26 protein-coding genes and 3 tRNA genes are annotated in these 26,315 nt (G+C 68.1%); 17 read left to right on the plus strand and 12 right to left on the minus strand.

Going from position 1 to position 26,315, the window contains the following annotated elements:
* The first annotated feature begins 35 nt into the window (after positions 1–35).
* From ACVBD7_RS13490 to ACVBD7_RS13500, 3 genes are read left to right on the plus strand one after another with little or no spacing between them, the layout of a single operon-like run.
* Entirely contained in the window at positions 36–2,444 is a 2,409-nt protein-coding gene (locus tag ACVBD7_RS13490; protein WP_458093751.1) for a glycosyl hydrolase family 28-related protein, read from the plus strand.
* A complete protein-coding gene (locus ACVBD7_RS13495) occupies positions 2,444–3,709 on the plus strand; it encodes a hypothetical protein (protein WP_458093752.1) in 1,266 nt (421 codons plus the stop codon). The genes ACVBD7_RS13490 and ACVBD7_RS13495 overlap by 1 nt, the downstream gene beginning before the upstream one ends.
* Before the next feature lie 17 nt (positions 3,710–3,726).
* On the plus strand, positions 3,727–4,101 hold the full coding sequence (locus tag ACVBD7_RS13500; RefSeq protein WP_458093753.1) for a phage tail fiber protein: 375 nt from the start codon (positions 3,727–3,729) through the stop codon (positions 4,099–4,101).
* Between the two features lie 73 nt (positions 4,102–4,174).
* Here the strand turns inward: ACVBD7_RS13500 and ACVBD7_RS13505 are convergent, their stop codons facing one another.
* Complete coding sequence (locus tag ACVBD7_RS13505; RefSeq protein WP_458093754.1) at positions 4,175–4,420, minus strand: hypothetical protein; 246 nt, start codon at positions 4,418–4,420, stop codon at positions 4,175–4,177.
* Positions 4,421–5,844: 1,424 nt separating this feature from the next.
* A complete protein-coding gene (locus ACVBD7_RS13510) occupies positions 5,845–6,021 on the minus strand; it encodes a hypothetical protein (protein WP_458093755.1) in 177 nt (58 codons plus the stop codon).
* A 378-nt stretch (positions 6,022–6,399) separates the two neighbouring features.
* Here ACVBD7_RS13510 and ACVBD7_RS13515 point away from each other — a divergent pair, with 378 nt between their 5' ends.
* From ACVBD7_RS13515 to ACVBD7_RS13525, 3 genes are all read left to right on the plus strand, one after another.
* On the plus strand, positions 6,400–6,690 hold the full coding sequence (locus ACVBD7_RS13515) for a hypothetical protein (RefSeq protein ID WP_458093756.1): 291 nt from the start codon (positions 6,400–6,402) through the stop codon (positions 6,688–6,690).
* Between the two features lie 837 nt (positions 6,691–7,527).
* A complete protein-coding gene (locus tag ACVBD7_RS13520) occupies positions 7,528–7,866 on the plus strand; it encodes a hypothetical protein (RefSeq protein ID WP_458093757.1) in 339 nt (112 codons plus the stop codon).
* Positions 7,867–7,963: 97 nt separating this feature from the next.
* On the plus strand, positions 7,964–8,239 hold the full coding sequence (locus tag ACVBD7_RS13525) for a DUF6894 family protein (RefSeq protein ID WP_458093758.1): 276 nt from the start codon (positions 7,964–7,966) through the stop codon (positions 8,237–8,239).
* 480 nt (positions 8,240–8,719) lie between these two features.
* On the opposite strand, the gene ACVBD7_RS13530 is transcribed toward ACVBD7_RS13525, so the two are convergent.
* Positions 8,720–8,794 (minus strand) — tRNA-Thr (locus tag ACVBD7_RS13530).
* A gap of 374 nt (positions 8,795–9,168) precedes the next feature.
* On the opposite strand from ACVBD7_RS13530, the gene dcd reads away from it, so the two are divergent.
* The 9 genes from dcd (at position 9,169) to ACVBD7_RS13575 (ending at position 15,652) form a co-directional block, all read left to right on the plus strand.
* Complete coding sequence (gene dcd, locus ACVBD7_RS13535) at positions 9,169–9,723, plus strand: dCTP deaminase (RefSeq protein ID WP_458093759.1); 555 nt, start codon at positions 9,169–9,171, stop codon at positions 9,721–9,723.
* Between the two features lie 14 nt (positions 9,724–9,737).
* Positions 9,738–11,012, plus strand: a complete 1,275-nt coding sequence (gene murA, locus ACVBD7_RS13540; protein ID WP_458093760.1) for a UDP-N-acetylglucosamine 1-carboxyvinyltransferase — start codon at positions 9,738–9,740, stop codon at positions 11,010–11,012.
* 62 nt (positions 11,013–11,074) lie between these two features.
* A complete protein-coding gene (gene hisG / locus ACVBD7_RS13545) occupies positions 11,075–11,770 on the plus strand; it encodes an ATP phosphoribosyltransferase (RefSeq protein ID WP_458093761.1) in 696 nt (231 codons plus the stop codon).
* The gene (gene hisD, locus ACVBD7_RS13550) at positions 11,767–13,062 is read left to right on the plus strand and encodes a histidinol dehydrogenase (RefSeq protein ID WP_458093762.1); all 1,296 of its coding nucleotides are present in this window, start codon (positions 11,767–11,769) and stop codon (positions 13,060–13,062) included. Before hisG ends, hisD begins: the two co-directional genes overlap by 4 nt.
* A gap of 236 nt (positions 13,063–13,298) precedes the next feature.
* The gene (gene infA, locus ACVBD7_RS13555; protein ID WP_007003972.1) at positions 13,299–13,517 is read left to right on the plus strand and encodes a translation initiation factor IF-1; all 219 of its coding nucleotides are present in this window, start codon (positions 13,299–13,301) and stop codon (positions 13,515–13,517) included.
* A gap of 31 nt (positions 13,518–13,548) precedes the next feature.
* Complete coding sequence (locus ACVBD7_RS13560) at positions 13,549–14,175, plus strand: Maf family protein (RefSeq protein WP_458093763.1); 627 nt, start codon at positions 13,549–13,551, stop codon at positions 14,173–14,175.
* 32 nt (positions 14,176–14,207) lie between these two features.
* Positions 14,208–15,338, plus strand: coding sequence for a ribonuclease E/G (locus ACVBD7_RS13565; RefSeq protein ID WP_458093764.1), 1,131 nt, complete (start codon positions 14,208–14,210; stop codon positions 15,336–15,338).
* On the plus strand, positions 15,328–15,498 hold the full coding sequence (yacG, locus tag ACVBD7_RS13570) for a DNA gyrase inhibitor YacG (RefSeq protein WP_458093765.1): 171 nt from the start codon (positions 15,328–15,330) through the stop codon (positions 15,496–15,498). The genes ACVBD7_RS13565 and yacG overlap by 11 nt, the downstream gene beginning before the upstream one ends.
* 78 nt (positions 15,499–15,576) lie before the next feature.
* Positions 15,577–15,652: transfer RNA gene (locus ACVBD7_RS13575), tRNA-Phe, on the plus strand.
* A 223-nt stretch (positions 15,653–15,875) separates the two neighbouring features.
* On the opposite strand, the gene ACVBD7_RS13580 is transcribed toward ACVBD7_RS13575, so the two are convergent.
* The 8 genes from ACVBD7_RS13580 to ACVBD7_RS13615 form a co-directional block, all read right to left on the minus strand.
* Positions 15,876–16,808 (minus strand): Abi family protein, encoded by a 933-nt coding sequence (locus ACVBD7_RS13580; protein ID WP_458093766.1) that lies wholly within the window; start codon positions 16,806–16,808, stop codon positions 15,876–15,878.
* Between the two features lie 869 nt (positions 16,809–17,677).
* Positions 17,678–18,385: a hypothetical protein gene (locus ACVBD7_RS13585; protein WP_458093767.1), complete on the minus strand. Its 708-nt coding sequence runs from the start codon at positions 18,383–18,385 to the stop codon at positions 17,678–17,680.
* 28 nt (positions 18,386–18,413) lie between these two features.
* Positions 18,414–19,181 carry a hypothetical protein gene (locus ACVBD7_RS13590; protein WP_458093768.1) on the minus strand — a complete coding sequence of 256 codons (768 nt, stop codon included), beginning with the start codon at positions 19,179–19,181 and terminating at the stop codon, positions 18,414–18,416.
* Between the two features lie 38 nt (positions 19,182–19,219).
* A complete protein-coding gene (locus ACVBD7_RS13595; protein WP_458093769.1) occupies positions 19,220–19,675 on the minus strand; it encodes a hypothetical protein in 456 nt (151 codons plus the stop codon).
* Entirely contained in the window at positions 19,668–19,958 is a 291-nt protein-coding gene (locus tag ACVBD7_RS13600) for a hypothetical protein (protein WP_458093770.1), read from the minus strand. The genes ACVBD7_RS13595 and ACVBD7_RS13600 overlap by 8 nt, the downstream gene beginning before the upstream one ends.
* A gap of 1,094 nt (positions 19,959–21,052) precedes the next feature.
* Positions 21,053–21,829 carry a hypothetical protein gene (locus ACVBD7_RS13605; protein WP_458093771.1) on the minus strand — a complete coding sequence of 259 codons (777 nt, stop codon included), beginning with the start codon at positions 21,827–21,829 and terminating at the stop codon, positions 21,053–21,055.
* Positions 21,830–21,852: 23 nt separating this feature from the next.
* Entirely contained in the window at positions 21,853–22,137 is a 285-nt protein-coding gene (locus ACVBD7_RS13610; protein ID WP_458093772.1) for a helix-turn-helix transcriptional regulator, read from the minus strand.
* A 186-nt stretch (positions 22,138–22,323) separates the two neighbouring features.
* Positions 22,324–23,646 carry a tyrosine-type recombinase/integrase gene (locus ACVBD7_RS13615; protein WP_458093773.1) on the minus strand — a complete coding sequence of 441 codons (1,323 nt, stop codon included), beginning with the start codon at positions 23,644–23,646 and terminating at the stop codon, positions 22,324–22,326.
* A gap of 119 nt (positions 23,647–23,765) precedes the next feature.
* On the opposite strand from ACVBD7_RS13615, the gene ACVBD7_RS13620 reads away from it, so the two are divergent.
* Positions 23,766–23,874, plus strand: a tRNA-OTHER gene (locus ACVBD7_RS13620).
* A 172-nt stretch (positions 23,875–24,046) separates the two neighbouring features.
* Here ACVBD7_RS13620 and ACVBD7_RS13625 read toward each other — a convergent pair.
* Positions 24,047–24,928, minus strand: a complete 882-nt coding sequence (locus ACVBD7_RS13625; protein ID WP_458093774.1) for a LysR family transcriptional regulator — start codon at positions 24,926–24,928, stop codon at positions 24,047–24,049.
* Between the two features lie 95 nt (positions 24,929–25,023).
* On the opposite strand from ACVBD7_RS13625, the gene ACVBD7_RS13630 reads away from it, so the two are divergent.
* On the plus strand, positions 25,024–26,247 hold the full coding sequence (locus ACVBD7_RS13630; protein WP_458093775.1) for an MFS transporter: 1,224 nt from the start codon (positions 25,024–25,026) through the stop codon (positions 26,245–26,247).
* Positions 26,248–26,315 lie beyond the last annotated feature (68 nt).

Raw genomic sequence — 26,315 nt, forward strand, 5'->3', positions numbered from 1 at the left:
TACGCCCCGCCCCCTTCCGGAGCTGCCAGCCCACCATGCCCGACAGCAAGATCAGCGACCTCCCGCCCGCCTCCTCCTTCGCCGACACGGACATCTCACCCTTCGTGCAGGGCGTGGGCGCCTCGGCGGAAACGCGCCGCGCCAGCTTCGGCCAGATCCGCAACGCGGTGATGGCCGACCGACCCCTGCATGTCCGCGACTACGGCGCGGCCGGCAATGGCACCTCCGACGACACGGCCGCATTCCAGGCCGCCCTCAACGCCGCCGCATCGGCGGGCGGCGGGGTGGTGATGGTCGGGCCGCGCCGTTACCTGATCGACAGCGCGGACCTCGTGATCCCCGCCAATGTCACGCTCCAGGGCGGGATCGATCCCGGCGGCTTCCGCGTGAACAACGACTACAGCGCCCTGCCCTACTGCCTGATGCTGAACCCGGCCCGCACCATCCGCCTGCGGCGCAACGCATCGCTGGAGCAGGTGGCAGTCCTGCGCAAGGGCTTCATCGGGCCCAACACGCTGCGCGAGGCGCTGGACTGCACGGCGGCCTTTTCCGGCACCGCGGTCAGCATCGGCGATGGCACCACGGGCAGCAGCGTCACCAACGCCACTGACGCCTCCGTGCGCGGGCTGCTCATCATCGGCTTCACCTGGGGCGTGTACAGCAACGGCGCCAGCCGCACGCGCATCCGCGACATCGTCGGCGACTGCACCAACGGCCTCTATCTCGGGCGGTCCTACGACATCGCGCAGAACGAGCGGATCAACTGGCATCCGCTGGCCACCACGGGCCGCAGCTTCTCCTCGGCCACCTACGCGGTCAGCGGCTGCGCCAACAACGGCGCCGGCCTCGTCCGGGTGACCACCAGCACGGCGCATGAGCTGCTGCCCGGGGATCTGGTGGTGGTCGGCGGCATCGGCGGGGTGGCGGGCGCGAACGGGCGCTTCACTGTCGCCGCCACGCCCAATGCCACGGTGATCGACCTCGCGGGCAGCGCCTTCGCCGGCGCCTACACCAGCGGCGGATCGGTCAATCCCGCGCCCAACCACCGGCGCGGCAAGGCCTTCTGGATCTACGACGCGGACATGCCGAATTTCGTCAACTGCTTCGAATTCGGCCACGACATCGGCTGGCACCTGGACGACCTGACGCATTCCGCCCAGTTCGTGAACTGCGGCGTGGACGGCATCGTGGTGGATCCCGCGACCATCGGCGTGCAGATCACCGGCCAGGCCAACCGGAACAAGTGGTACGGCGGGTTCTGGTCGAGCAAAGGCCGGCCACTCGTCGTCAACGTCCAGGCGTCCGACCAGAATACCATCGCCGGCGTCATGCTTCCCGGTGGCTCCGGCCGCTCGGTGGAGCTGCAGGATGGCGGGCTCGTGCTGATGGGCTGCGACATCTATGGCGGCGTCCATGTGTTCGACGCCGCCGACAGCCTGCAGCTCCTCGGCTGCGATCTGAAGAGCACGAGCTTCACGGGGCAGAGCGCCGCGGCGCTGCTGAAGATGCAGATCGCCGGCAGCCGCATGGCCAGCGCGCCGGGCGTGGCGCGCATCATCGGCGGCCAGTCGGAACTGGCCGCGATCTCCTCCGCGGGTGTCATCGAGACACGGCTCTCGGCGCGTTCGGACGGCGTGGTCGCGCTGCATCGCCGCAGCACCGGTGCCGGCGCCATGCTGCGGCTGCACGGCAATGCCGACACGGCAGCTGCCTCGCTCAGCGTCGTCGGCAGCGACGTGTATCTGGCCGGCGACCCCGGCTCCAATCCGAATCCTGCCTATGTTGTCGGCGGTGCCGGCATGACCCAGCCGCTGACCCTGCGCCTGCGCCGCGTCTCGGCCGCGCCGGCGGCAAACGACCGCCTCTTCTCGCTGGAGGGCAATGGCAACAACAGCGCCGCCGCGGAGGTGACCTATGCCCGTGTCTCTGCCATTGCCGAAGGCGTGGCCGCGGGTGCGGAGGCCGGCGCGCTGGTGATCGAGACGCGGTCGGGCGGCGCGGTGGCGGAGCGCCTCCGGGTCGCCTCCAGCGGTGCCGTGACGCTGACCGGGCCGCTCAACCTGCCCGCCGATCCGGCGTCGCCCCTGCAGGCGGCCACGCGCAACTATGTGGACAACATCCTCACCGCGCGGCCCATGCCGGTGGCCCTGATTGCTTCGTCCATAGCGCTCAATTTCTCGGCGCACAATGCCCGATTGCTGGTCGCCAATCCGGGCGCCGCGTTGTTCCTGGACTGGTCGGCAACCGCCAACGGCTTCGCCTGCATGGTGGTGAACCGGACGGGGGCGGATCTCGCGGTGAACCTCTCGGGCTTTTCGACAGGAGTCGTAAACCCCGACGGCCTCACGCGGATCCGGGCCGGCGGCATCGCCAGCCTGCTCGTCTACTCGCCGGATGGCGGGGCAACGAGGCTTTGTCAGCTCTCCGGCGCAGGGGCGCCCTGATGATCGGGGCAGCACTCATTGTCCATGCGCTCGAGAGCGGGACCGGTTCGCTCCGGCTCATCGCGGGGGAGGCGCTCGCGCCCGGCATCGTCTTCTCCCGCGCCTCAACGGCAATGGCGCTCGGCGCCGATGGCGTGACCTGGCAGCAGGCCGCGTCCAACGCGCCACGTTTGACCGGCGCGGCACGCCGGCTGCTCATCGAGGCCGCGCGCACCAACGGCGCCCGCAACCCGCGCGGGGAGGGCACGGTGCCGGGATCCCTCGGTTCCGGCGGTTCCCTGCCAACCGGATGGGCACTTCCTGCCTTCCCGGGGCTGACATGGGAGGTGGTGGGAACGGGGATGGATGGCGGCTTTCCCTATGTCCGCCTGCGCCTCTTCGGCACCTCGACGGCGGCCAGCACCATTCGCCCCAATCTCGACGCCATCGGGAACATCGCGGCGGCCCCCGGGCAGACCTGGACCTGCTCGCATCTGGTGCGTCTCGCGCCCGGCGCGCCGGCGGTCGGGACGCTTACCTGGCAGTCCGAGGTCCGCGAGTATGCGAACACCACGGCGGGCTCGCTAACCACGGGATCCGCCGTGAGCTTATCGACCACTTGGCGGCGCGCCGAAGCATCGCGGCTCGTGACCGGCTCCACGACGACCTCCGTTCTTCCCACTCTCCGCCTGGCGGTAGCCAGCGGGGCCGCACTCAACCTCACCATCGACCTGGCGGGCGTTCAGGCGGAGCAGGCCGCCTCGGCCTCGAGCCCGATCCTGCCACCTGCCGGCGCGATCGCGGCCAGCACGCGCGCCGTCGACGCCCCCATCCTTCCGCTCTCCGCTGCCCAGCGGGTGCAGGGCACGCTGGTAGGCACCATCCTGCTGCCGCAACTGCCGCCTGCGAACCTGTCCGCCGGGATCTTCCAACTGGATGACGGGACGAATGCCAACCGGCTGACGCTGCGGGTTCTACCGACGGGTGCTCTGCGCTTGGTGGGAAGCGGGGCGGCCACCGCGCTCGACCTCGTCGTCGGCAGCGTGGCCGCGGGCGCCATCGCCCGCTTCGCGGTGTCCTACGGCGCGGACGGGGTTTCGGCCTGCCTGAATGGGGGAACGATCGCTTCCGCCGCGGGGACCGTCGTTCCGCCGGACCTCACCGCCCTCGTCATCGGCCACGGGTCCCGCGCCTACGACCTGGCCCTGAACGGCGAGATCGGGCCGCTGACCCTTCACCTCTCCCGCCTGCCGGACGCGACCCTGCAGGCCCTCACCTCCCTTTAGCAGAGACGGAGACATCCATGTCCGACCTGACCGATTACGCCCGCAATCTGCTGGCCCGCGCCATCTGCGCCCGGGCCCCTGGCCTGCCCAGCACCGTCTACGCCGCCCTCGGCACTGGCGGCACTGCCGCAACTGGACTCGGCGGTGAGCCCGTGGGCGGCGGCTATGCCCGCCAGCGCGTGACCTTCACGGGAACGGGCGCTCAGCGGAATGCCGAGGCGCTCCGCTTCGTCTTCTCCGGTTCCGTCGGCACGCTGACGCATGTGGGGCTTTACGACGCCAGCTCCGGCGGCAATCCGCTGCTGGTCTCGCCGCTGAACGCCCCGGTCGCGATGACCGGCGCGGGGACGGTGACACTCGCCGCTGAGACCCTGGTGGTGAACCCTACCTGAACACGGGCAGGGAGGCGCCGGCGGCTGCCTCCCCTCTTGGGCCGGGCGGATGGCTCTTCCCGCTACGCCCCTTCTAACGATCGGTAGGCCTTGTCTCCTTCGGGCCAAAGGCGGCCATGGCGGCGGAGAAGCGGGCCCGCATCCGGATCGCGTCCATGGATGAACCGCTCACCGGCGCCTCGGCCAGGCAGCGCTCCAGCTCCGACCGCAGGGACCGCAAGGCGTCTGCCCGCAGCTCCGCCGGCATCCGGGACAGGATACGGTCCAGAGCCTCCGTCACCGCATGCTCCAGCGCATCCTCGGCTTCCGCGGGCTGCATGGGCGGCCTTGATTCCAAGATGCTTTCCTCCCACTCGAAGCTGGCGCGGACCATGGCGCGAGCCCAACCCCGTCGCCCCAGGCCGCGTGGCCACAGATGTTGCTGACTGATGGCACACCAACGATCCGCGTCGCATCGAGGTCGGGCAGGGCCGAAGTTTTTCTCCCTTTTTCCTGCAGGGCAGGATAGCCTCCCATGAGGGGCGGTTCAGGCGCCATCTGGGCGCCGAGTGTCGTCAGCCCGTGGAATCCGACATGAGCGATAGGGGTTTTTCGAGTCCGGTCCGGTCATCAGCTCCGCAAGAATTGGGGCTGCCGCGCGAGGGCGTTCTTTCCGCCATCAGCGAGCTCGCCAGCCATGTGCGTGCCACTGGCCTCAGCCACGCCGATGATCTGCTGACCGAGCTCCTGGCCGTCCTTTACACGGACGCGGGCACGGCTTGTGCACCTGCGTCCTCTGATACTAGCCCTACAGCCGGGACACTCGGCAGGCTCTGACACCTGCTGTGGCAACACGAGGTCTCTCAGCCGCGCTCTAGCCGCCTCATCTTTCGATGTTGCGTGGGGGACCGTCTTCCCCACCATTGGCCTAAGGTGGAGACACGATGGTGGCGCTGTCCATATGCCTCGGCTTTTCCGGAGGTCCATATGCCTCGGCTTTTCCGGAGGTCCTGAAGGCAATCGCCGGTCGCCACAATAATAACCCTGGCATGCCGGCCTGGCGATTCTGGGTCTCTCGGTTTTCTCTGGAGCGCCTTCTACCCTTTAGGCGTCAGTCTTTTCGGCTAGCCACTCACTCTCAACGGTTGGATGTGACCTTGACCCGCACGGATTTGGTGCCCCCGTTCCAGCGGCTTGCGTTGCAGCACGCCCGGGCAGGCCAGTGTGCGTATGGGCTTCGTTCGACTGAGGCAGCCCTGGTTTGAGGCGGCAGTCGGCTGACTTTCGGCACCCGCGCTAGCCGCAAAGAGCCAATTCAACTCTGGAGCACCCCCGAACGACATCGGTGCACAATATCGGCCCAAACCGACGCTCGTGTTAGAAATGTCAGAAGGATTGGTTTGAGGAAAGAATGCGGCAAGCGAACGCGCTGCTTAGAAGTCCTGTGTCGCAAGCGTCGCAGCAATGATGGCCCGGGCGGACATATCGACACACGGCACACCGGCCATGGGTGCGTAAGCCAAGCAGTGGTTCATCTCGACAAGCACATGCTGCAGGGCATGCGACCGCTCGTCTGAATCCACGTAGCCGAGGACCGTCCTGACCGCCGCGGCGACTGCGCCGGCAAGAACCTCACGCTCTGCCCTTCCAGGATCACCCAACGGTCACTTCCCACGCCTTTGCACGAGCGCCCTTGAGGTGATTCTGCAATTTCCGAAAGCCGGATTTATCGGTTGCAACCGCGCGCACAATGCTTCCGCTCAATCAGCGGGCCGGGGTCGGCTGCCTATAAAGCGCGCAGAGCAACTCGGCGAGGACCTCGTCCGCGGCGCTCATCTGCTGGCTCTTGGCATAGGCAGCCAGTTCTTGAATCACGTCGACGATCTCAGGCTTGATCCTGATCGGGGCGGCGCCGGCTTGAGGGCTGACCGAACCGTACATCCTCAACTCCTCCTAATCCCTGTTTTTGGGAAAACGCTCTCACAACCGAAAGATGCCTCACCGTTCGACAAAAGCAATCTGAGGTTGTGTTTATGCTACAATCCGCAACGCATTGGTAACGCTTGTATCCTGAAGATCGATCGCAGTTCCGTACCCGAACACATTTGCGGGATGCCGTCCACCCAGCGCCTTTCCTCCACAGGTCCAGTGGAGGCCTGAGGATCCTGCTCCTGGCTTGACTGCAGATGCCCCTGGACCCAGACGGCGTCTCGAATTGTGTTTGCCCGACGATATCGCAACCGCGAAGTGTGCTGACCGTTACTTGCCGCTTGAGTCGCGCATGCTTGGATCACGCTCTTTGAGGTACTCGGAGACCCAATGGCCCAAACGCTCTCGGCAGATCTCGTCTTGGCCTTCGTTACCGCCCTCAGGAGGGTAATCTCGGCCGAAGCTGACCCGGCACGGCGCCTCGCTATTATGGGCGACATGCGCAGGCAGATGACGGCGGTCTTGAATCTCGCCCCATACGGAAAGGACCCGGAGAGCGAGCGCAAGTTCCGAACTGAACTCGCCTCCTCGATGGAGACGGCTTACTTCACCATCCTAAGCAGCGAAGCGCTGGGGCAGAGCAATCATGCGTCCATCACGGAGCCCGTCGCAATTCACTGAACGGATAATTGTGCTTGTCCTCTGGGGATACCCCAGGTCCAGCGATGCCTCTTCGCGCTTCTGGCGGCAATGCGGGCGCTCCATCCCGCACGCCACCCCACAACCAACTCGACCGTAAACCTTCCCGGGCCGCGCTCTGAGAAGCTCAATTATCGTAACCACAAGGCAAATCTCGGCCGAGATGGTCACCATCTCGCCGCATGTGGCCGCTTTCTTACCACTACTGCGTCGGCCTGCTCGGCGGCCAGATAGGCGCTCAGTAGCGATCAAGTGCTTGCTGTCCTTCGTGCGGGCGCGGCCTGCTCTTGCACGCGCCGAATGTTAGCGAAACGACAATCCCCGAGTTCCAGGGCGCTGCGCTTACCCCGGGGCAGAACCCAGCCCTCTGCAGTTCCTCGACGCTCCGGTCATTTAGGTCCAGGCGCTCGGCCATTTTGAGGGCCGTAGCCATGCAGCGCCCCACCTTTCCGACAACAATCACTCCGGACCGGGCCCCTCCCTGGCTACACAAGCGGCCTCGAAGCCGTTCGCACGCAGATTCGGGCCTCCAAACACTAGCTGTCTCGGGAAAGCGGCACTGCCCTTTTAGGGGCGGTTTCTGCACAGAGGACGTACGCGGTGCACCACCCCATTTTCGTAAAAATGGAGGAAAGCTAAGTGGTTAGAAAGGGGGTTTACCCATTCAACCACCCGCCTCGAGGGCTGCGCTGACTTGGGGCGTGCTCATCCGATCAGGCGCGACGAACAATCCAACCCCTGCGCTACGGACATGGCAGGGTTGAAAGTCCACTCGCTCTCGCAACTGCGAGGTGCACTTAATTTTTTTTAGACACATTAATGCATCTGATCACTGCACCGCATTTTGAGGCATTCGTAAAAATGGCGCGCCTGCTCACTGAGAACCTAGCTACAGCCTTTGTCGCCGCGCTTCGAACCGCAATCGAGAACGAGCCGAATCCGTCTCTGCGGCTCAGAAGGATGGGTGAAATCCGCCGGCAGATGATAACGGTGCTGCAGCTCGCACCCTACGGGGACGATCCGGTGGGTGAGGCCAAGGTGCGGGCGGAACTCGCGTCCACGATGGAAACCGCTTACTTCACCATCCTGAGCGGTGAGGCGCTTGGTCTCATCCCACTTCCCGGCGTTCTCGCCGTGGAAAGCGTTGCGTTCCATTGAGCGGATGATCGCAAGGCACGGCATAGCCGGCGAAGGATTGATTCGGCGTCGTTTGGAAATGATTGACTTTGACGCGGCCTAAGCGCCTCGATCGGCGATGGCCAAGTACTATTTCGACACGTTTGATGGTGTGGAGTTCAGGCGGGATGACATGGGCCAGGACTGTGACAGTCGAGAGACTGCCCGGCAGACAGCTCAGTGCGCTTTTCCAAACATCTTGAGAGACAATCTACCTGACGGGTCACGACGCGACTTCATCGTGGACGTCCGCGATGCGAGAGGCATGGTAATCTACACCTGCACACTTTCACTCGTTGGCAGGTGGCTCGACCACTCGATTCCACCCACGTCCAACCGTGGTGCCTCTGAGTAACCACAGGGGCTGATCGCAATTCCGCACTCGAGCGCGGCAAAGGGCGGCGTACAGTCCGGCTGCTATTACACCCTCGTCTGCCGATAGTCTCCGCCAGCGTAGCCGGCCCGAGATGAATGGGTGTGCCCGGCCGCGCTTCTGACCCGGCCGACTCATGCTCGCGCCTCGCAGCCATTTCCAGCCGTCAGGAGGATAGCACCGCCAGACGGGCGCCGCCTCCTCGGCCGACTGCAGAGCAGGTGTGGCCGGAGCAGCCAGACTTGACGATGATGGAGCAGGTCTACGGCCACCACAGCTCGGATCCCCCTCCGGGAAGCTTCCAGCGCCATCGGCGCAGATCACCACGAGCGCAGCTGAACCCACCCGCGCGCCGCGACAGAGGCGGGCGAAGTCGGCCTGAGACCGCAAAGGAGAGGAGAACGGATGGAAAATCCCGAGCCTGAACCCAGGAAATAAGGGGTCCAAGCTGCTGAAAGGGAATGGTGCTGCCAGAGAGGATTGAACTCTCGACCTCTCCCTTACCAAGGGAGTGCTCTACCACTGAGCTACGGCAGCATTCCGGCCCGCAGGCGAGGCGGTTCCTACTCGGTGTGCCCGCCCCACGCAACCCTTGCCCTTGCGATAGCCTTGACGCCCCGCCCTATCCTCGGAATGGCTGCCCAATGAAAGACGAACCCGCGGACCCGCCGCCCCGCCCCGCCCCGTCCGAACGCGAGCAACGCCTGGCCACTGCCCTAAGGGAAAACCTGCGGCGCCGGAAAGCCCAATCCCGGGAGCGGACGCGCGACCAGTCCCGCGACCAGCTCCCCCCCGCGACGGACCCAGGCCAGGACTAAGCAGGGCTCCATCAGCGCCCGGTTGCCGCCCCGACATCCAGGGTCTATCCCGCCCGGCACTCCCTCAGGGGATGCGTAAGGGGGAACTCCGCGATGCCAATCATGCCCGACCACTGGATCCGCCGCATGGCGACGGAGAACGGCATGATCGAGCCCTTCGTGGAAGCTCAACGGCGGGAGGGCGTGATCTCCTTCGGCCTGTCCAGCTACGGCTACGACGCCCGCGCGGCCGCCGAGTTCAAGATCTTCACCAATGTGGACAATGCCATCGTCGATCCGAAGGAGTTCTCGGATGCGGGCTTCGTCACCCGCACGGGCGACACCTGCATCGTGCCCCCGAACTCCTTCGTGCTCACTCACACGGTCGAGTACTTCCGCATCCCGCGCGACGTGCTGGTGATCTGCCTGGGCAAATCCACCTATGCCCGCTGCGGCCTGATCGTGAACGTCACCCCGCTGGAACCCGAATGGGAAGGCCAGGTGACGATCGAGATCAGCAACACCACCCCCCTCCCTGCCCGGATCTATGCGAATGAAGGGATCTGCCAGTTCCTCTTCCTGAAAGGAGAGGGGGCGCCGGACGTGTCCTATGCGGACCGCGCCGGGAAATACATGCGCCAGCGCGGCGTCGCGCTGCCGCGGCTGTAAGGGCGAACAGGACCATGGACCGCATCCGTCTTCGCGGCGGCCGCCCGCTCAAGGGCACCATCCCCATCGGCGGCGCCAAGAACGCCGCACTCCCGCTCATGGCCGCGAGCCTGCTCAGCGACGGCCCGCTGGTCCTCACCAACGCCCCGGCGCTGGACGATACGCGCACCATGGCCAGGCTGCTGGAGCAGCACGGGCTCTCGGTGGAGCATGACACGCGTGCCCGCACGATGACCCTGGGCGGGGCCGCGACCAACCTCGTCGCCCCCTATGACCTCGTGCGGAAGATGCGCGCCTCCGTCCTCGTGCTCGGCCCGCTGCTGGCTCGGTACGGCGAGGCGAAGGTCTCCCTGCCCGGCGGCTGCGCCATCGGCACCCGGCCCGTGGACCTGCACCTCAAGGGGCTGGAGGAGATGGGGGCGAAGATCGACCTCGACTCTGGCTACATGAACGCCACCGCCCCAGGCGGCCTGCGCGGCGCGAAGATCTATTTCAGCCAGGTCTCGGTGGGCGCCACCGAGAACCTGCTGATGGCCGCCACCCTCGCCGACGGCCTGACGGAGCTGGTGAACGCCGCCCGCGAGCCCGAGATCGACGACCTCGCCCACTGCCTCATCGCCATGGGCGCAAGGATCGAGGGCGTCGGCACCGACCGGCTGCGGATCGAGGGGGTGAAGACCCTGCACGGCGCCACCCACGCCATCGTGCCCGACCGCATCGAGGCCGGCTCCTTCGCCTGCGCTGTGGGCGTTACAGGAGGCGAGGTGCTGCTCGAGGGAGCGCGGATGGAGCATCTCGGCTCCGTCGCCCGCGTGCTGCGCGAGGCCGGGGTGGAGTTGGACGAGGTGCCCGCCAATGGCCGCGCCGGCGGGGTGATGATCCGCCGCACCTCCGGCCTGCGCGGCGTGGACGTAATGACCGAGCCCTTCCCGGGCTTCGCCACCGACATGCAGGCCCAGTTCATGGCCGTGATGGCCGTCGCAGAAGGCGCCTCGATGATCACCGAGACGATCTTCGAGAACCGATTCATGCATGTGCCCGAGATGAACCGCATGGGCGCGCGCATCAACGTCCAGGGCCGCTCCGCCATCGTCCGCGGCGTCTCCCGCCTCTCCGGCGCGCCCGTGATGGCGACCGACCTGCGCGCCTCCGTCTCCCTCATCCTCGCCGGGCTGGCAGCGGGCGGCGAGACGATCGTCAACCGCGTCTATCACCTCGACCGCGGCTATGAGCGGCTGGAGGCGAAGCTGGCTGCGGTCGGCGCCGATATCGAGCGGCTTCCCGGCTAGCGCACGGCAGAAGCGCACGATTCCTTCATCCAAGTGCCGCAAACACGGTGCTAAACTCCCGCATGGACCAGCTCATCAGCTCCCCCCTCGTTCCCGGTGCGACAGGCACCACAAACCTGATCCTGGCACTTCCCAAGGGCCGCATCCTCAAGGAGGTGCAGCCGCTTCTGGCCACGGCCGGGCTGGTGCCGGGCGGCGACTTCCATGACGAGGACAGCCGCCACCTCCGCTTTCCCACCAACCATCCCGGGCTGGACGTCGTACGGGTGCGACCCTTCGATGTCGCCACCTTTGTCGCCCATGGCGGCGCGCAGATCGGCATCTGCGGCGCCGATGTGCTGATGGAGTTCGACTACCCGGAGATCTACGCCCCCCTCGATCTCGGCGTCGGCCGCTGCCGCGTCAGCGTCGCCGGCCCCGTGGACGACTCGGTGGCCGAGGAAGCCGACCGCTGGTCCCGCGTGACGGTGGCGACCAAGTATCCGGGCATCGCCCGCCGCCACTTCGCCGCGTCAGGCGTGCAGGCCGAGATCGTGCACCTGAACGGCGCGATGGAGCTTGCCCCCTCCCTTGGCCTGTCGCGCCTGATCGTGGACCTCGTGCAGACGGGCTCCACCCTCAAGGCCAATGGCCTTGTGGAGCGCGAGGTGATCGCCGAGGTCACCTCCCGCCTCATCGTCAACCGCACGGCGCTGAAGACCGAGCCGGAGCTGATCGGCGGCTGGCTGGCGCGCTTCCGGGAAGCCCTTTCGGCATGAAGAAACTGGACACGCGGGACGCCGGGTTTGAGGCCGGATTCCTCGCCCTGCTCGACATGGCGCGCGACACCACCTCCCGCGTGGATGGTGCGGTCGCCGAGATCATCGCCCGCATCCGCGCCGAGGGCGACGCCGCCCTGCTGGACCTCACCACCCGGTATGACCGCTGGCAGCCCCGCGACGCCGCTGCGCTGCGCGTGACGGCCGAGGAAATCGACGCTGCCACCGCCTCCATCCCCGCCGAGCTGATGGCTGCGCTGGACACCGCCGCGACCCGTATCGAGACCTTTCATCAGGCGCAGATGCCCGCCGACATCACCGTGCCGGACCCGGCCGGGCTGACCTTGGGCATGCGCTGGAATGCCGTGGACGCGGCCGGGCTGTACGTGCCCGGCGGCAAGGCGGCCTATCCGTCCTCCGTGCTGATGAACGCCATCCCGGCCCGCGTGGCGGGGGTGGGGCGCGTGGCGATGGTGGTGCCGACGCCGGATGGGGAGCTGAACCCGCTGGTGCTGGCCGCCGCGCAGCGCGCCGGCGTCACCGAGGTGTGGCGCATCGGTGGGGCGCAGGCGGTGGCGGCCCTGGCCTGGGGCACAGCCAGCATCGCACCCGTGGACAAGATCACCGGCCCCGGCAACGCCTATGTCGCCGAAGCCAAGCGCCAGGTCTTCGGCCGCGTCGGCATCGATTCCATCGCCGGCCCCTCCGAGGTGGTTGTGCTGGCCGATGGCGACCAGGACCCCGCCCGCGTGGCGATGGACCTGCTGGCCCAGGCGGAGCACGACGAGGCTGCCCAATCCATCCTCGTCACGGACAGCCCGGCCCTGGCCGATGCGGTGCCCGCCGCCGTGGAGGCCGCCCTGGCCACCCTGCCCCGCGCCGCCATTGCCGGCGAATCCTGGGCCCGGCACGGCGCCGTGATCCTGGTGCGGGACTGGGCCGAGGGTGCTGCGCTGGCCGACCGGCTGGCGCCGGAGCACCTGCAGATCATGGTCGCTGATCCGCGGGCCCTGTTCGCCCGCATCCGCCACGCCGGCGCGGCCTTCCTCGGCCCCTGGTGCCCGGAGGCACTGGGCGATTACGTCGCGGGGCCCAACCACGTCCTGCCCACCGGCCGCACGGCGCGCTTCGCCTCGGGGCTGTCGGTCTTCGACTTCCTCAAGCGCACCACCTGGATCGCGGCCGAGGAAGCCGGGCTGCGCGCCACCGGCCCCGCCGCCGTGGCCCTGGCCCGGGCGGAAGGGCTGGAAGCCCATGCCCGCAGCATCGCCGGGCGGATCGGCATCGCCTGAAGGTGCGGCCCTGGCGCATCGCGGAACGGCAATCCACCGATGCAGGGCCGCTTTCCTTGACCCTGGCCCCCCGGGGCATCATGTTCCCGTTGCTCTGACACAGATCGCGCGGACCCCTTACGGGGCCGCGCCCTTTCGCGTGCCGGGCCGGACGCGCGACCGCGCTGCCCGCTGATCATGCGCCGCCCCTTCATCGATGCAGGGTCGCGGCGCCCCCGCGATGATGAAGGATACGCATGTCGAAGGAAGACATGATCGAGTTCAGCGGCCAGGTGGTGGAGCTGCTGCCCAACGCCATGTTCCGCGTGAAGCTGGACAACGAACACATGGTTCTCGCCCATACGAGCGGGAAGATGCGCAAGAACCGCATCCGCGTGCTGGCCGGCGACCGCGTGAACGTCGAAATGACCCCCTACGACCTGACCAAGGGCCGGATCACCTTCCGCTTCAAGTGAAGGTTCTTCCGTTCCTCGCCGAGGTGCATCCGTGAGCGCCGCGCTGGACCAGGCCGCACCGGCCGAGGTCGCCGCCGCGACCCGCCCGCCTCTCGTGCTGGCCAGCGCCAGCCCGCGGCGCCTGGACCTGCTGGCCCGGCTGGGCATCGTGCCGGACCGCGTGGATCCCGCCGATCTCGACGAGACACCGCGCAAGGCCGAGCAGCCCCGCCAGCTCGCCGGCCGCCTCTCCTGCGCCAAGGCCGAATCTGTCGCTGCCCGTAACCCCGGCGCCCTGGTGCTCGCTGCGGACACCGTGGTGGGCGTGGGCCGCCGGATCCTCGGCAAGCCCGCCGATGCCGCCGAGGCGCGGCGCTTCCTCGAACTGCTTTCCGGCCGCCGGCACCGCGTGACGACCGGCGTCGCCCTGGTCACGCCCGACGGCACGCTGCGGACCCGCGTGGTCGAGACCACCCTAGCCTTCCAGCGCCTGACCGATGCGCAGATGGCGGACTACGTCGCTTCCGGCGAGTGGGAGGGGAAGGCCGGCGGCTATTCCATCCACCAGCGGGCGGAGGTCTTCGTGCAGTTCCTCTCCGGCAGCCATTCCAATGTTGTGGGGCTGCCACTCTTCGAGACGGCCCAGCTCCTGCGCGGCGTGGGCTGGCTGAGGCCGTGAAGGGCACCCTTCGCCGCACTAGGCGATAGGCCGTGGCCGACGCCGCCATTCTCGTCTCCGCCTCTCCCGGGGAGCGCCGCGTCGCGCTCTGGCGCAATGGCCAGCTGGACGCCGCCTTCGTCGAGCGCCCGGCGCGCCCCGACGGGGTAGGCGATTTCCACATCGGCCGGATCGCCGCCCGCATGCCCGCCCTCTCCGGCGCCTTCGTCGCGCTGGAGGGTGGCCTCAGCGGCTTCCTGCCTGACGCGCAAGGCGGCGAGGGGCTGGCTGAAGGCACGCATCTGCCGCTCCGCGTCACCCGCGCTGCCCAGGGCGGCAAGGGACCGCGCCTGGCCGGGACCGGGGTGCCGAAGGATCTACCGCGAGACGGTCCGCCCCGCCTGCTTCGCCGCGGGCCGGATGCTGCGCTCCGCCTCGCCACCACCCATCCCACCCTGCCCGTCCTGACGGACAGCGCGGCCGAGGCTGCACGCCTCCGTGCCGCCCTCGGCCCGGAACGCGCGCGGCTTCTTACCCATCCCGCTTTCGACGATGCGGTCGAGGCCGCTTTCGATGAGCTGGCCCTGCCCGAGGTGCCGCTCCCCGGCGGCGGACGACTGATCGTCTCGCCCACTCCAGCGCTGACGGCGCTCGACGTTGACACCGGTGCGGCCGCCGGCCGCTCCTCGGGCGCGCATCGCGAGGTGAACGCCGCGGCGCTCGCCGAGGCCGCCCGTCAGATCCGCCTGCGCCATCTCGCCGGCCCCATCCTGCTTGACCTTGCGGGAGGCAGTGCCGCCTCCCGCGCCGCGCTGCTGCCTGCACTACGTTCCGCGGCTGGCGCGGACCCGCTGCTGCGGGTGGTGGGGCTGACCGGGCTCGGGCTGATGGAGATGGTGCGGACGCGGATCCACCCCCCGCTCCACGAGATCCTGGGCCAGCCGCTCTCCGCCCTTTCCCACGGCCTGGCCGCGCTGCGCCGCGCCGCCCGGGAGGCCCGGTCGCGCCCCGCCGTTCCCCTTGCCCTGCGCGCGCACCCGGCCGTGCTGGCCGCACTGCGCGACCTTCCCGGTGCGCTGGAGGACTTCGCGGCAAGCGCAGCCCACCCCATCTCCCCTCGCCCCGACCCGGCGCTGGCGCCGGGCGCGGAGGTGATCGAGGAGGCACCGCCCCATGCCCGTTGACCCGAAATCCGGCTGCCCCGTCTGCGGCCGTCCCGCCGATCCGGCCGCACGACCCTTCTGTTCGCCCCGTTGCCGCTCGGTCGATCTCGGCCGCTGGCTGGGGGGGACCTATGCCATCCCTGGCGCGCCCGAGACGGAGGACGATGAGGAGACGGAATGACGATTCACGCCCTGGACAGGCGCCAGGGCATCGTTTATCCCCCGCCTCCTCTGCCGGCGGCTTGTTCCGCTTGCTTGGGCCCAGGTAGCTCAGTTGGTAGAGCATGCGACTGAAAATCGCAGTGTCGGTGGTTCGATTCCACTCCTGGGCACCATCTTCTTCTTAGTTTTCAGTAGATTGCAAAGCTCAGCCTCGGATGAGAGCAGGCGATCTATTCGCTGCGGACCCTTTGCGGACCTTTTGGAAAATTCTTCTTGGTAGAGGGGCCGGTATCGGGAGGGTTGCAGGAGGGAACCGCACTCTCTCGTCCTCGCGACTAATTTCGTTAGCCGCCCAAATCTTCTATCGTCGCCTTTTTGACGGCAGGAGGGCGCGGGTCAGTTCCACAATGGCAAAGTCGTCCAGTCTGTTGGAAAGCCCATCTGATCCAGACTGACACAGTTGCCCGGCTCACCTGGGAAGGTATCCAGGTGCTCACTCAATCTATGTGCCCAGGTGGTGGCGGGATTGATGTACCGCAGGAAGTACTGGATGGCGCATGCGGCAGCATAGACACGGGTTTGTGCCAGCTTGAGTTGTGAAGTTGTCGGCTGGTTAGATGCAATGTGGTCAAGTAGAGGAACCTCGCCAAGCCGAGGAAGCTTTGGCTGATCCGAAAGAGCTCGGTTCCATAACCTGCCATGATGGGCACAGATGTTACGAACGTGGCTGATTGAACGAACCCATGTGGTGAGCAGATCACGACGGGGCAGCCCGTACTGACCCGCAATCACACTAAGATCGGCATGCTTCATCCCTCCCAAAAGCTTGGAGAGAAGGCCAAAGTCCCACAATTCAATCGCGATCCAGATAGGCAGCGAGTCAGAGTACTTTGCGCGAAAGTGACTCACAAAGTCCTCACTTGAGCGGCGGGCCAGCCGGTCCTGATTGTTCAACCAGTCCTGATGAGCTGACACGGAGCCCGGAGTGGGAGGCACCCGGGAAAAGTTGGGGTGAAGTTCGCTGGCATCTCGGTGCGCCCACGGCGTACGTGCGCCTAGGCGCAACGCGACAGCCACCCGCAGTCCCACTTCGACACGCTCGATTGCGTCCATGAACAGCATTCGCAGGCGCTTATCGAACACGTACAGGTTGTGTACCTGCTCAAACGTGGTGTCGTTGCGGAACTGATCATGCACCACAACGTCCACTTCACCATCAGCGCGTGGTACCGGCGTGCTCTCTCTGAAGGGATACCAGTACCCACTAAGGCGATAGTAGCCGCTGCGCTCTAAGCAACTAAGCGCACGAGCATCATCCGTGATGAGCATGTTTCGGCTCTTTAGGAGAGCCATCTGCCCTGCAAGATCAAGATGCGGCTTGGCAAAGTGCACAAGAGAGGCAGTGGGGGGCGTCAGTGGCACCATCCACAAAAAGAAAACCGACCCGTACACCCGAGAGTGCAGAGGGGCCGGCCGTGTTGATGCGGATGTAGGCTCCGAACTTGAAGAGTGCAACACCTGAATAGTAAGGCCTAGCCGACCCTCATCAGGTTCCTGATAGCAACAAAACAAGGTTTTGTTGCTATCAGGAACCTGGGATGCTGTCAAGACCCCTGGAGGGTCGTATTTTTGAGGCTCTAGAGAACGTGTTGTTGCGCTGAGTTTGTTGCAAGAATATCATCTGCAACATGGATCAGCCTGCAGTCGCCAATGCCCTTGAGCAAAGGGTGCTAGAGCAGTTGGCCGACATCGACCGTAGAATCAGCGAACTTCAAGCAGAGCGGCTGGCCCTCAACCGCCTTCTTGCAAGAAGCAAGCAGACCGCATCAAGTGGACGAGAGGTGACGCGAAGGAACAGCCTCGACCGGATCGTGGTCGAAAGCAGGATTCTCGATATCCTCAGAACAGCGGGCCAGCCAGTTCCAGTGCGCTTCATTTGGTCAGAACTCAGGTACGCCCAAGTTCCCGTGAAAGACGTAACCTTCCGCTCTCACCTGCACCGCCTAGCCGAGAAGGGGCTTATTCATCCTGTCAGGCGTGGTTGGTGGAGCCTCCCTCCCCATGTTGGCACAGCTGCCTCCCCCACCCCGTAAGAGCCTAGAAAGTGGGGCGGCCCGCCTAGGCTGGGGATAGGGTAAACCCCGGCGCGCCGCCCCGTCGCCCCGCCACGCATGCCCTGCACGGCGGGGAAGGTGGGATCAGACAGGGCGCTGGCGGGCCAGCCGGTCCGCGATGCGTGCGGCCTCATCCACGGCGCGCCGCACGGCCTGCAGCTCGTCCATCTGCTCATCGGTCGGGGTGGCAGGCCGCAGGGGTTCCCCGGACCCGTCCAGGCTGGCGGGAACGTCGCGCAGCAGCGTGTCCGCGAAGCGGTCACCCATCAGGGTCCCGATCGCTTCCAGCTCGCCCGCGATCTGACGCATCGCCGGCACCAGCGCGTCCCACCGACGCACGGCGGCGGCCCGCCGATCGCGGGCGATGCTCCACAACTCTGCCCGGGCCGCCTCGCCGGCTTCGGCCACGGCGCGCTCGGCCTGCGGGACGGCAGCGCGCAGCACCTGCACGGCGGCGGCCAGCTCGGCGGCGCGGGCCTGGGCGGCGGCGGCATTGCTGCGGGCCTCGTCCAGCTCGGGGCCGTCAGACTGGCCCAGTTCAAACCGCAGCTCGGCAGTCTCGGCCGCGCGCTTCGCCTCGCCGGCCTCGGTGGCGGCCAGGGTGGTGTCCGCGTCGCGCTGGGCGGTGCGGTCGTGGACGTGCTGCAGGCGGGCCTGGGCCTCGCGGAGGGCGGTGACGGCCGGCATGGGCGGCAGCTCGCGGGGAAGGCCCTGGCGATCCATCGCCAGCCCCGTCAGGGCATCGTGGATCGCGGCAGCGCGGTCGGCAGACAGGGGGGCGGCATCGGGCATGGGAAGCTCCTGTGATGGGGATCGTGGGTTAGGCGAGGCGGCGCCGGCCGGCCTGGGCTTCCGTGCGGGCATCGTCCTGGGCGCGCAGGAGGCGGGCAGCGCGGGTCAGGGGGGCGTCACCGGGCACCGGGGCAATCTCGGCCGGCGTGGGCCCCTGGCGCATGCCCTGGGCGGCGCGGCGCTGGCGATCGGCGGCGGCCAGCTTGCGGGCGTGGGCGGCCAGCTCGCCCGGGGCCGGCCGGGCAGGCGCCGGCAGCTCCGGGGCGGGCAGGATGCCCTTCTGGACGCGCTGGCGGGGCGCTAAGGCGCTGCGGGCGCGCAAGGCGGCGTCGAAGTCCAGGCTGGGGCCCTGGCGGGCCTTGGTGACGGCGACGGGGCGCGGCTTCTGCTCGGCCAGGGGCAAGTCGCTCTCCACCATGCTGAAGGGCACGTCCTGCGTGGCAATGGCAGTCAGGTTCAGATTGCCCTTGTCCAGGGCGGCCCACCCGGCCGGCGTCAGCTTGAAGGACCAGATCAACCGGGCCTTCTCCGGTGGTGCGCCCAAGGCCTGCGCCACGTCGGTGGTGATGGCGATGGAGTCGACCAAGACGCCCAGCTCGCGGTGCAGCTTCTCCTTGGGTGGCCGCGCGTTCGCCTTCATCGCCCCGTGCCCGAGACGCTGCAGGAGGGCGTCCCGGTCCTCGTTCTCCCCGAAGCCGACAGGCTCGACGGCCACGGTCAGCAGCCCGCTTTTGCGGACTTCCTGCAGAATGGTGGCGCGAAGGTGCGGCTTCGGCACGGTGATGTTGGTCGGCATGACATGCTCCGGGGTGAGGGGGTGAAGGCGCTTCGGGGTCACGAGAGGGGGAAGCCCAGCAGCTCGGCGGCTTCGCGCTCCATGCCGCCGGGACGCTCGGGCATGCCGGCCCAGCGGCGGCGGGCGGCGATCAGGTTGGCGATGGCCTCGCCTTCCTCGGGGCTGACCTCGCCCCGGCCCACGGCCGCCAGCAGCGCGCGGAACGCGTCCTCGGCGGTGGCGGCCTGCGCCAACTCGGGCATGTGGACGGGCCGGCCGCGCCTGGGCGGCCACAGTCTGGCCATCACCAGCGCGGTCGCCTCGGCGTCGCCCATTTTGGCGCGGTTCAAAATCCCGCGCAGGATTTCGGCGGCGTCCGCTGCGGCCATCTCGTCCAGCGCCAACAAGGCGGCCGGCCGGGAGCCGCTGCGATTACCGGCCGGGTTCCCGCTCTTGCCGGGCCCGAAGGGGCGCCCAGGGCCACGGCGCCGGCCTTTGGCTGCATTGTCAGCCACGGCGGCCCCCTTCCACCAGCCGCAGCTTCCCGCGCTGGCCGAGGGCGGCGAGGTGCTGGGCGGTGGCCTGGATTACGCCCGAAGCCCACCAGGGGCAGGCGTCCAAGGTGGAGGCCATCATGTCCTCCACGGCCTTCGGGTCGCCGCTCCGGATCGTCTCGGTGATGGCAGCAGCGGCGGCAGCGCGGCCGGCCTCCATCCGCTGCACAGCGTCATGCGGCGGGAGGCCGGGGCGGACCATCGGCGTCGGCGGGGTCGGCGGGTTTGGGGAGCGGCGGGTCATAGCGCGAGCCTTTCGGGGAGGGCGGCCGCAGCAGAGCCGGCCCGGCCGCGATGGCGGGGGCGGGCAGCAGCGGGAGGGATCGGGAGAGGCTGGGGGCGCTCGGCGTTCAGTGCCGGGGAGGCGGGCAGCGGTGCAGCAGAGGCTGGCACCGCAGAGGCCTGGACGAGAGACACGGCAGCCTCGCTCCGCAGAGCGGCATGGTTCTCTTCAAGAGGGCTCCCTGGTGAGACACAAGCGGGCGTCGGCGGGGCGTCAGCAGTATCCCTGGTGAGACGCAAAGCCGTTGTGTCTCGCTGGGGATACTGCTCGGGCCTGTTGTGTCTCACGGGGGAGACCGGGGAATTGCTTTTCAGGTGCCGCTCTCGGCCAGCGTAAGAGGCGCTGAACCTGTAGGTCGTCGGCCGCCTGCCTTTGCTGGGCTCCACGACATGCAGGGCGCCGTGGGCAACCAGCTTGACGATCGCCCGGGCGGCGGTCGCCCGGGACGCAAGGTCCCAGCGCAGGCTATGGTTCAGAAGGTGGACAGCCTCGGCCGCACTGACCGCGAAGGGCGCGCGATCTACCAGCGCACCATGGCGGTCGCGGCCACGCTGCGAAATTAGCGCCAGCAGCAGCCGCAGCGGGTCACCACGCAGGGCCGCCACATCTCGCCGTAGGCGCTCGTTCGGGGGCCGCCACGCGCCTTCAGGCGGGCGCTGCCCCGGTGCCAGCAGGGGCAGCTTCGTCCCCGCCTCGCGGGAGAGAACCCGCCATGTCGCGGCGCGGGGTCGGCCTGCCCCCATCGTCCGGGGACGGATGGCCGGCGCCGCCAGAACGATCAGGCCGACATGCGCGAGTTCTTCAAACGCTGCAGTCACGGCGCTGCGGCGGCACTTGAGGACTTCGACGGCTACGCTGAACGGAACCGCCGTAGTGCCCGGCTCGGCCTCGGTCCGCCCCGGCGTCCAGTTGGCGTGCGCCAGCAGCAGCAGGCCTTGCGCCACATCGTCCAGGTCGCGCACGGCCGGTGCCACCAGCAGCCGCAGCGGCAACGTGGCGTAGGGGTCCGGTGGCGCACGGTGGGCGGCGCGAGTGCGGGGCAGGCCGGCCATGGATCAGGCGGCCTGCTGGCGGCGCTGGGCCGCTTTCTCAGTCGCGGCCAGCAGCGGGGCGCGGCTGGATGCGGAAGCGCCAAGCAGCCTACGGATCAGCGGCAGGGCTTCGGGGTAGAGTTTGGCCAGCTCTCGCGCTGCCTCACGCTTGGCAGCGTCCTCGGCGGCCTTCAGGGCCTTTCGGCGTAGCCTCTCGGCCAGCTTCTGATCGCCTGCCGGCAGATCGTCCCAGAGTTCCGGGTGAACATTCCGAAGTAGGCGCTGCCCCTCATCCCGCTTCGCCTGCTGGTGCTGGATCAGGGCGCGCGCCTTGGTTTCGGAACAGCGGCGCGACACGGCGACGCGCTTCACCTCGCGCTCGCCGGCCCGGGCGGCCTCGATCCGATCCGCGATGATCTTGGCGTTGATCGGCGCACCGGCCTCGGCCTCGGCCGCAATCTGCTGCACCAGCTCGGACGGCACCTGGGGCGCGTCCAGCAGGACCAAAACGCTGGTCGGTAAATGCGACAACTTGTCGCTTTCGGCGCGGACCCGGGCAGCGGCCAGGAGGCGCTGCGCGTGCCGGGAACCGATGTTCAGCTCGGCCATGACCCATGCGCCGAACTGCCCGTGAGGCAGGATTTTCTTTGCTTCCAGCAACAGGGCGCCCACCAGCCGATCGCCCTGCGCCAGCACGCGGCGGGCAGAGGCGGCGTGAACGCGCAGCAGCTCCGCATCGGCTGGCGACACGCCGGCGTAGTTGAAGCCGATCACCGTCTGCGGGGGCAGCGCGGGCTGCATGGTCAGGTGCCCCTGCGCCGGCTCTAGGCCGCGACGCTCTGCTGCGCGGCGGCAGGCTGCGGTGCGCCATGGCCCACGGCCTCGGCGGCGTGCGACGTGAAGCTGCGGCTCGCGGCCCACGCCTCGACGGCGGTGCGGTCGTAGAGGACCCGGCGCTGACCGGCACGGATGAACGCGGGCCCGGTCCCCAACACACGCCAGCGCTGCGTGGTGCGGGGCGTGACGCGCAGCAGTTCCGCAACCTCAATCTCGGTCAGGTAGCAGAACGACTTCGGCTTGTCGGTCTTGGAGGACTTGGTCTTATCCATCTCGGGGGCCTTTCAGAAGCGGCGCGACTTGCGCTGCCTCGAAAGTATTTAAGTTACCACCGCCAACAAAACTACGGTTTGATCTCTATTTTCTAAAAAGAATATAACCTTGAGTAAGCATGGTTTCAGCGAATTCGGCAGACCACGAACCCCGAGATAATCACGTGTAGTCATGATTATCTCACCTCAAGCAGACATTTTCCTGGTGCGAGCCGTGCGCAGGTTGGTCACAACCGCCTCCGGCTTGCCCTCCGCGACCCGCAGGACGTGCCCCTCCCACGCTGCCAGCGCAGCCCGCGCCTCCTTCGCCCACCCGTGGCGCTGATAGACGCCCACGATGCCGGCCCGGCTCCCGCTGACGTGGTTCAATACGGCCTCGGTCACTTCCAGCCGCACGCCCAGCCGTTGCAGGCCTGTGGCGACGGTGCGGCGAATGTCGTGCAGCACCCACGGTGCGGGAACGGGAGCACCAGCCTCGGCCAGCACGGCGGCGAGGCGGGTTTCAAGGCGATCCACCACCTTGCCGAATCCGCTTGGGGCGGTGCCCTTGGCGTTGGCGAATACCAGCGCGGCCGGCTCGCCGTCGATCGTCACCCGAGGCACGTCCTGCAGGATCGTCAGCGCTTGCGGCGGCAGCGGCACGATATGCTCGCGGCCGTTCTTCGCCCGCCCGGCCGGGATGACCCATACGGGTTCCGGGCAGTCCAGGCGCAGTTCGTTCCACGCCATCCCCGCGACCTCGGAACGGCGCTGGCCCGTCAACATCAGCAGCCGGACGATGGCGCCGAACGGGGCCGGCGTATCGCTGGTAGCCTTCCACAACCCCGCCACCTCGACATCGGTCAGGACGCGCTCCCGGGACTTCTCCACACCCGGCCGGGGGATGCCCGACCACGGGTTGATGGTCAGGCTGCCGCGCTTCATGGCCCAGCCCCAGCAGGCCCGCAGGACGGCCAACAGGCGGTTCGCGGCGACGGGTCCGCGCTCGGCGGCAGCGGCGTCCAGCAGCGCCACCGCATCGGCACGGGCGAGGCTAGCGGCAGGGGCGGCCAGCCACATCTTGCCCAGCACCGCGCGGACCTCGCGCGGCGTCCTGGCGGCGTAGGACGCGGAACGCTGGGCAAGGTGCGCGGTAGCCCAGCCCTCCACCAGTTTCTCGCAGGTATAGGCGGCAGAGGCGGCGGTGGCCTTCGCCTGGGCCTCGCGTGCGCGCGCCGCAGCGGCAGCCTCGCGGCGTTCGCCCACAACATCGCGCTTCGCCACCACCTCGCCCCGGACCGCCTCGGCCTTCCGGCGCGCCTGGGTGGTGGTCAGTTCCGTGCCGAACGCGCCCAGCACGACGCGGCCCTTGCCCCCGGTCGGACGGTTGTATTGCAAGAGGAACGACCGGGCGCCGCCGGTCGTGACCCGAACCCCAAATCCCCGCAGTTCATCATCGAAAAACAGTGCATCCTTCCGCCCCTCGGGGCAGGTCAGCGCCTTCACCACGGCATCGGTCAGCTTCGGCATCGCACGCTCCTGGCAGACCTTTCGCGGACCCTCTGCGGACCCACCGCAAATAGGAGGCGGGTCCGCGCATGTCGCCCGCCTTCGCGCTAAGTCGCAGTGCCGACGTGCTGCGTCAATACGTTAGTCGGTGCATGTCGTCTCGCGGACCCTGCATGTCGTCCCATGTCGGCGGCTATACTGCGACTGAAAATCGCAGTGTCGGTGGTTCGATTCCACTCCTGGGCACCACCTCCCTAGACTTGCTGCCTACGGTACAAAATGCGCGTCACGCGCATGAGGCGGGATCTACTGGCACCATTCTGGCGACGTGAACTTCTGGCCCGCCGTCCTGAGTGTACCGCTGCGCAGCACTCAATGAGTTTTCCAGGAAGCCCAGTTCTCTGCATCATGGCAGAGCAGATCATGCTCCCTGCAAACGTCCTTCCAGGGCCGAGATGAACAGCCGGACCTTCGGTGGTGTCAGGCGGGCGCTCGGGTAAACGGCCCAAATCGTCAATGGCTCCGGCTCGCCTGCCTCCATCCGGATGGGAAGCAGTTGCCCGGTCGCGACCTCCTCCTGCGCATCCCACTCCGAAAGCATCGCGATCCCAAGGCCGCCGAGGCAGGCCTGGTGCAATGCCTCAACCGAGCTGGAGGTGAAGGGGCCGGAGACGCGCTGCCGCAGCGTCCTGCCGCCCGCGCCGAAGGTCCAGTGGCTCGTGCCCGTCAGCATCAGGCACCGGTGGCGCGCGAGGTCGGCCGGGATCGCCGGCGCACCGTGCTCCGCCAGATAGGCCGGGGCCGCATAGAGGCGGCGCGGGTTGTCCGCCAGGCGGCGGGCGACGAGCGTGTTCTCCCGCAGAAGGGCGATCCGGATCGCGAGGTCCAGTCCCTGGGCCACAATATCCACGATGCTGTCGTTCAGCAGGAGATCAACCTCCAGGCCGGGATGATCCCGCAGGAAAACGGGCACGAGCGGCGCCACGACCTTGCGGCCGAAGGGAACCGAGGCCGTCAGGCGCAGGGTGCCGGTAAGGCCGAGGGCGGCCGGACGCACGGCGGCGCGGGCCTGCGCCTCCTCGTCCAACAGTGCCTGAGCATGGGGCAGGAAGGCCTCGCCCTCCGCCGTCAGCGCCAGCGACCGGGTCGTCCGATGCATCAGCCGGGCCCCAACTTCCGCCTCCAGCTCCGCGAGTCGGCGGGAAGCGAGCATCGGCGTGATGCGGAGGCGGCGCGCCGCTGCCGCAAGGCTGCCGGCGCCTACCGCTTCCACCAGCACGGCGACATTGTTCAGGTTGATCATAACGCCACGGGTTATACGGCCCGCTCGAAAGAGGGATCTACAGCGCGAGAGCTCGGAGGCGCAGATTGGGTGCACCGCACAAGGAACCCAGACCGATGCTGGATGCTCCCGGTTCAAACCCGCCCGTCGATCGTGCCAGGCAAGATCAGGCACCCCATGGCCTCGGCTCCGGCCTGACCTTCGCCATGGCAGCCGCCGCGGGCATCGCCGTCGCCAACATCTACTACAACCAGCCCATGCTCGGCATCATCGGGCAGGATTTCGCCGGTTCCGGGGCCACCGCCCTGATCCCGACGGCAACCCAGCTCGGCTACGCCGCCAGCCTGTTCCTGCTGCTGCCGCTGGGTGACCTCCTTGACCAGAAGCGGCTGATCGTCGGGCAGTTCGTGGTGCTGGCCGGGGCACTTGCCCTGGCGGCGATGGCGCCCAGTGCGCCAGTCCTCGTCCTTGCCTCGCTCATCCTCGGCATGGCTTCCACGGTGGCCCAGCAGATCGTGCCCTTCGCCGCGCATCTCGCGCATCCCTCGCGCCGAGGCGCGACGGTGGGCATCGTGATGGGCGGATTGCTCGCGGGCATCTTGCTGAGCCGGACCCTGGGCGGTTTTGTCTCGGCCCATGGCGGCTGGCGCGCGATGTTCTGGCTCGCCGTGCCCATGGCGCTCGGCGCCGCCGCGCTGATGGCGGCCACCCTGCCCAGCCGGCTCGCAGCGGCGTCGATCGGCTACGGCGCGGCCCTGCGCTCGCTTCTGGATCTCTGGCGCGGTCAGCCGGCACTGCGCCGGGCGACGCTGATGCAAGCGGCCCTCTTCGCCTCCTTCTCCACCTTCTGGACCGTGCTGGCCCTGCGACTGGAGGCGCCACCCTTCGGCCTGGGCGCGGAGGTGGCGGGGCTGTTCGGCGTGGTCGGCGCGGTGGGCATTGCCGCGGCACCGTTGGCGGGGCGGCTTGCCGACAAGCGCGGCCCGCGGCTCGTGATCGGACTGGGCGCGCTGCTCACCCTCCTGGCCTGGGCCGTGTTCGGCGCCTGGCCGGCCATCGGAGGGCTGGTGCTGGGCGTCATCGTGCTCGACTTCGGGGTGCAGAGCGCGCTCGTCTCCAACCAGCACGTCATCTACGCCCTGCAGCCCGATGCCCGCAGCCGGATCAACACGATCTTCATGACGGGGATGTTCCTGGGCGGCGCGGCAGGCTCCGCCGGCGCGATGACGGCCTGGGACCTCGGGGGCTGGGCTGCGGTCTGCGGGTTCGGCGCCGCGCTCGGTGCCCTGGCCCTGCTGCTGGAAATGACGGCCCGCCGTACCCAGGGCAGTGCGCGGTAAGGGAACTGCGATGGCCGCGGCGGGGCACCCTTCCGGGGCATTGCACCCGCCGCAGTGTCGGTCGGCGG

The organism is Roseomonas sp. WA12, from assembly GCF_054165765.1.

Coding starts and splice junctions, on each gene's coding strand:
- ACVBD7_RS13580 (WP_458093766.1), bottom strand. CDS start 16,808: ATGCTCATCACGGATGATGCTCGTGCGCTTAGTTGCTTAGAGCGCAGC.
- ACVBD7_RS13490 (WP_458093751.1), top strand. CDS start 36: ATGCCCGACAGCAAGATCAGCGACCTCCCGCCCGCCTCCTCCTTCGCC.
- hisG (WP_458093761.1), top strand. CDS start 11,075: ATGGACCAGCTCATCAGCTCCCCCCTCGTTCCCGGTGCGACAGGCACC.
- ACVBD7_RS13625 (WP_458093774.1), bottom strand. CDS start 24,928: ATGATCAACCTGAACAATGTCGCCGTGCTGGTGGAAGCGGTAGGCGCC.
- murA (WP_458093760.1), top strand. CDS start 9,738: ATGGACCGCATCCGTCTTCGCGGCGGCCGCCCGCTCAAGGGCACCATC.
- ACVBD7_RS13515 (WP_458093756.1), top strand. CDS start 6,400: ATGGCCCAAACGCTCTCGGCAGATCTCGTCTTGGCCTTCGTTACCGCC.
- ACVBD7_RS13585 (WP_458093767.1), bottom strand. CDS start 18,385: ATGCCCGATGCCGCCCCCCTGTCTGCCGACCGCGCTGCCGCGATCCAC.
- ACVBD7_RS13495 (WP_458093752.1), top strand. CDS start 2,444: ATGATCGGGGCAGCACTCATTGTCCATGCGCTCGAGAGCGGGACCGGT.
- ACVBD7_RS13600 (WP_458093770.1), bottom strand. CDS start 19,958: ATGACCCGCCGCTCCCCAAACCCGCCGACCCCGCCGACGCCGATGGTC.
- ACVBD7_RS13605 (WP_458093771.1), bottom strand. CDS start 21,829: ATGCAGCCCGCGCTGCCCCCGCAGACGGTGATCGGCTTCAACTACGCC.
- yacG (WP_458093765.1), top strand. CDS start 15,328: ATGCCCGTTGACCCGAAATCCGGCTGCCCCGTCTGCGGCCGTCCCGCC.
- ACVBD7_RS13615 (WP_458093773.1), bottom strand. CDS start 23,646: ATGCCGAAGCTGACCGATGCCGTGGTGAAGGCGCTGACCTGCCCCGAG.
- ACVBD7_RS13510 (WP_458093755.1), bottom strand. CDS start 6,021: ATGTACGGTTCGGTCAGCCCTCAAGCCGGCGCCGCCCCGATCAGGATC.
- ACVBD7_RS13505 (WP_458093754.1), bottom strand. CDS start 4,420: ATGCAGCCCGCGGAAGCCGAGGATGCGCTGGAGCATGCGGTGACGGAG.
- ACVBD7_RS13520 (WP_458093757.1), top strand. CDS start 7,528: ATGCATCTGATCACTGCACCGCATTTTGAGGCATTCGTAAAAATGGCG.
- hisD (WP_458093762.1), top strand. CDS start 11,767: ATGAAGAAACTGGACACGCGGGACGCCGGGTTTGAGGCCGGATTCCTC.
- ACVBD7_RS13500 (WP_458093753.1), top strand. CDS start 3,727: ATGTCCGACCTGACCGATTACGCCCGCAATCTGCTGGCCCGCGCCATC.
- ACVBD7_RS13525 (WP_458093758.1), top strand. CDS start 7,964: ATGGCCAAGTACTATTTCGACACGTTTGATGGTGTGGAGTTCAGGCGG.
- ACVBD7_RS13610 (WP_458093772.1), bottom strand. CDS start 22,137: ATGGATAAGACCAAGTCCTCCAAGACCGACAAGCCGAAGTCGTTCTGC.
- ACVBD7_RS13590 (WP_458093768.1), bottom strand. CDS start 19,181: ATGCCGACCAACATCACCGTGCCGAAGCCGCACCTTCGCGCCACCATT.
- ACVBD7_RS13630 (WP_458093775.1), top strand. CDS start 25,024: ATGCTGGATGCTCCCGGTTCAAACCCGCCCGTCGATCGTGCCAGGCAA.
- infA (WP_007003972.1), top strand. CDS start 13,299: ATGTCGAAGGAAGACATGATCGAGTTCAGCGGCCAGGTGGTGGAGCTG.
- dcd (WP_458093759.1), top strand. CDS start 9,169: ATGCCAATCATGCCCGACCACTGGATCCGCCGCATGGCGACGGAGAAC.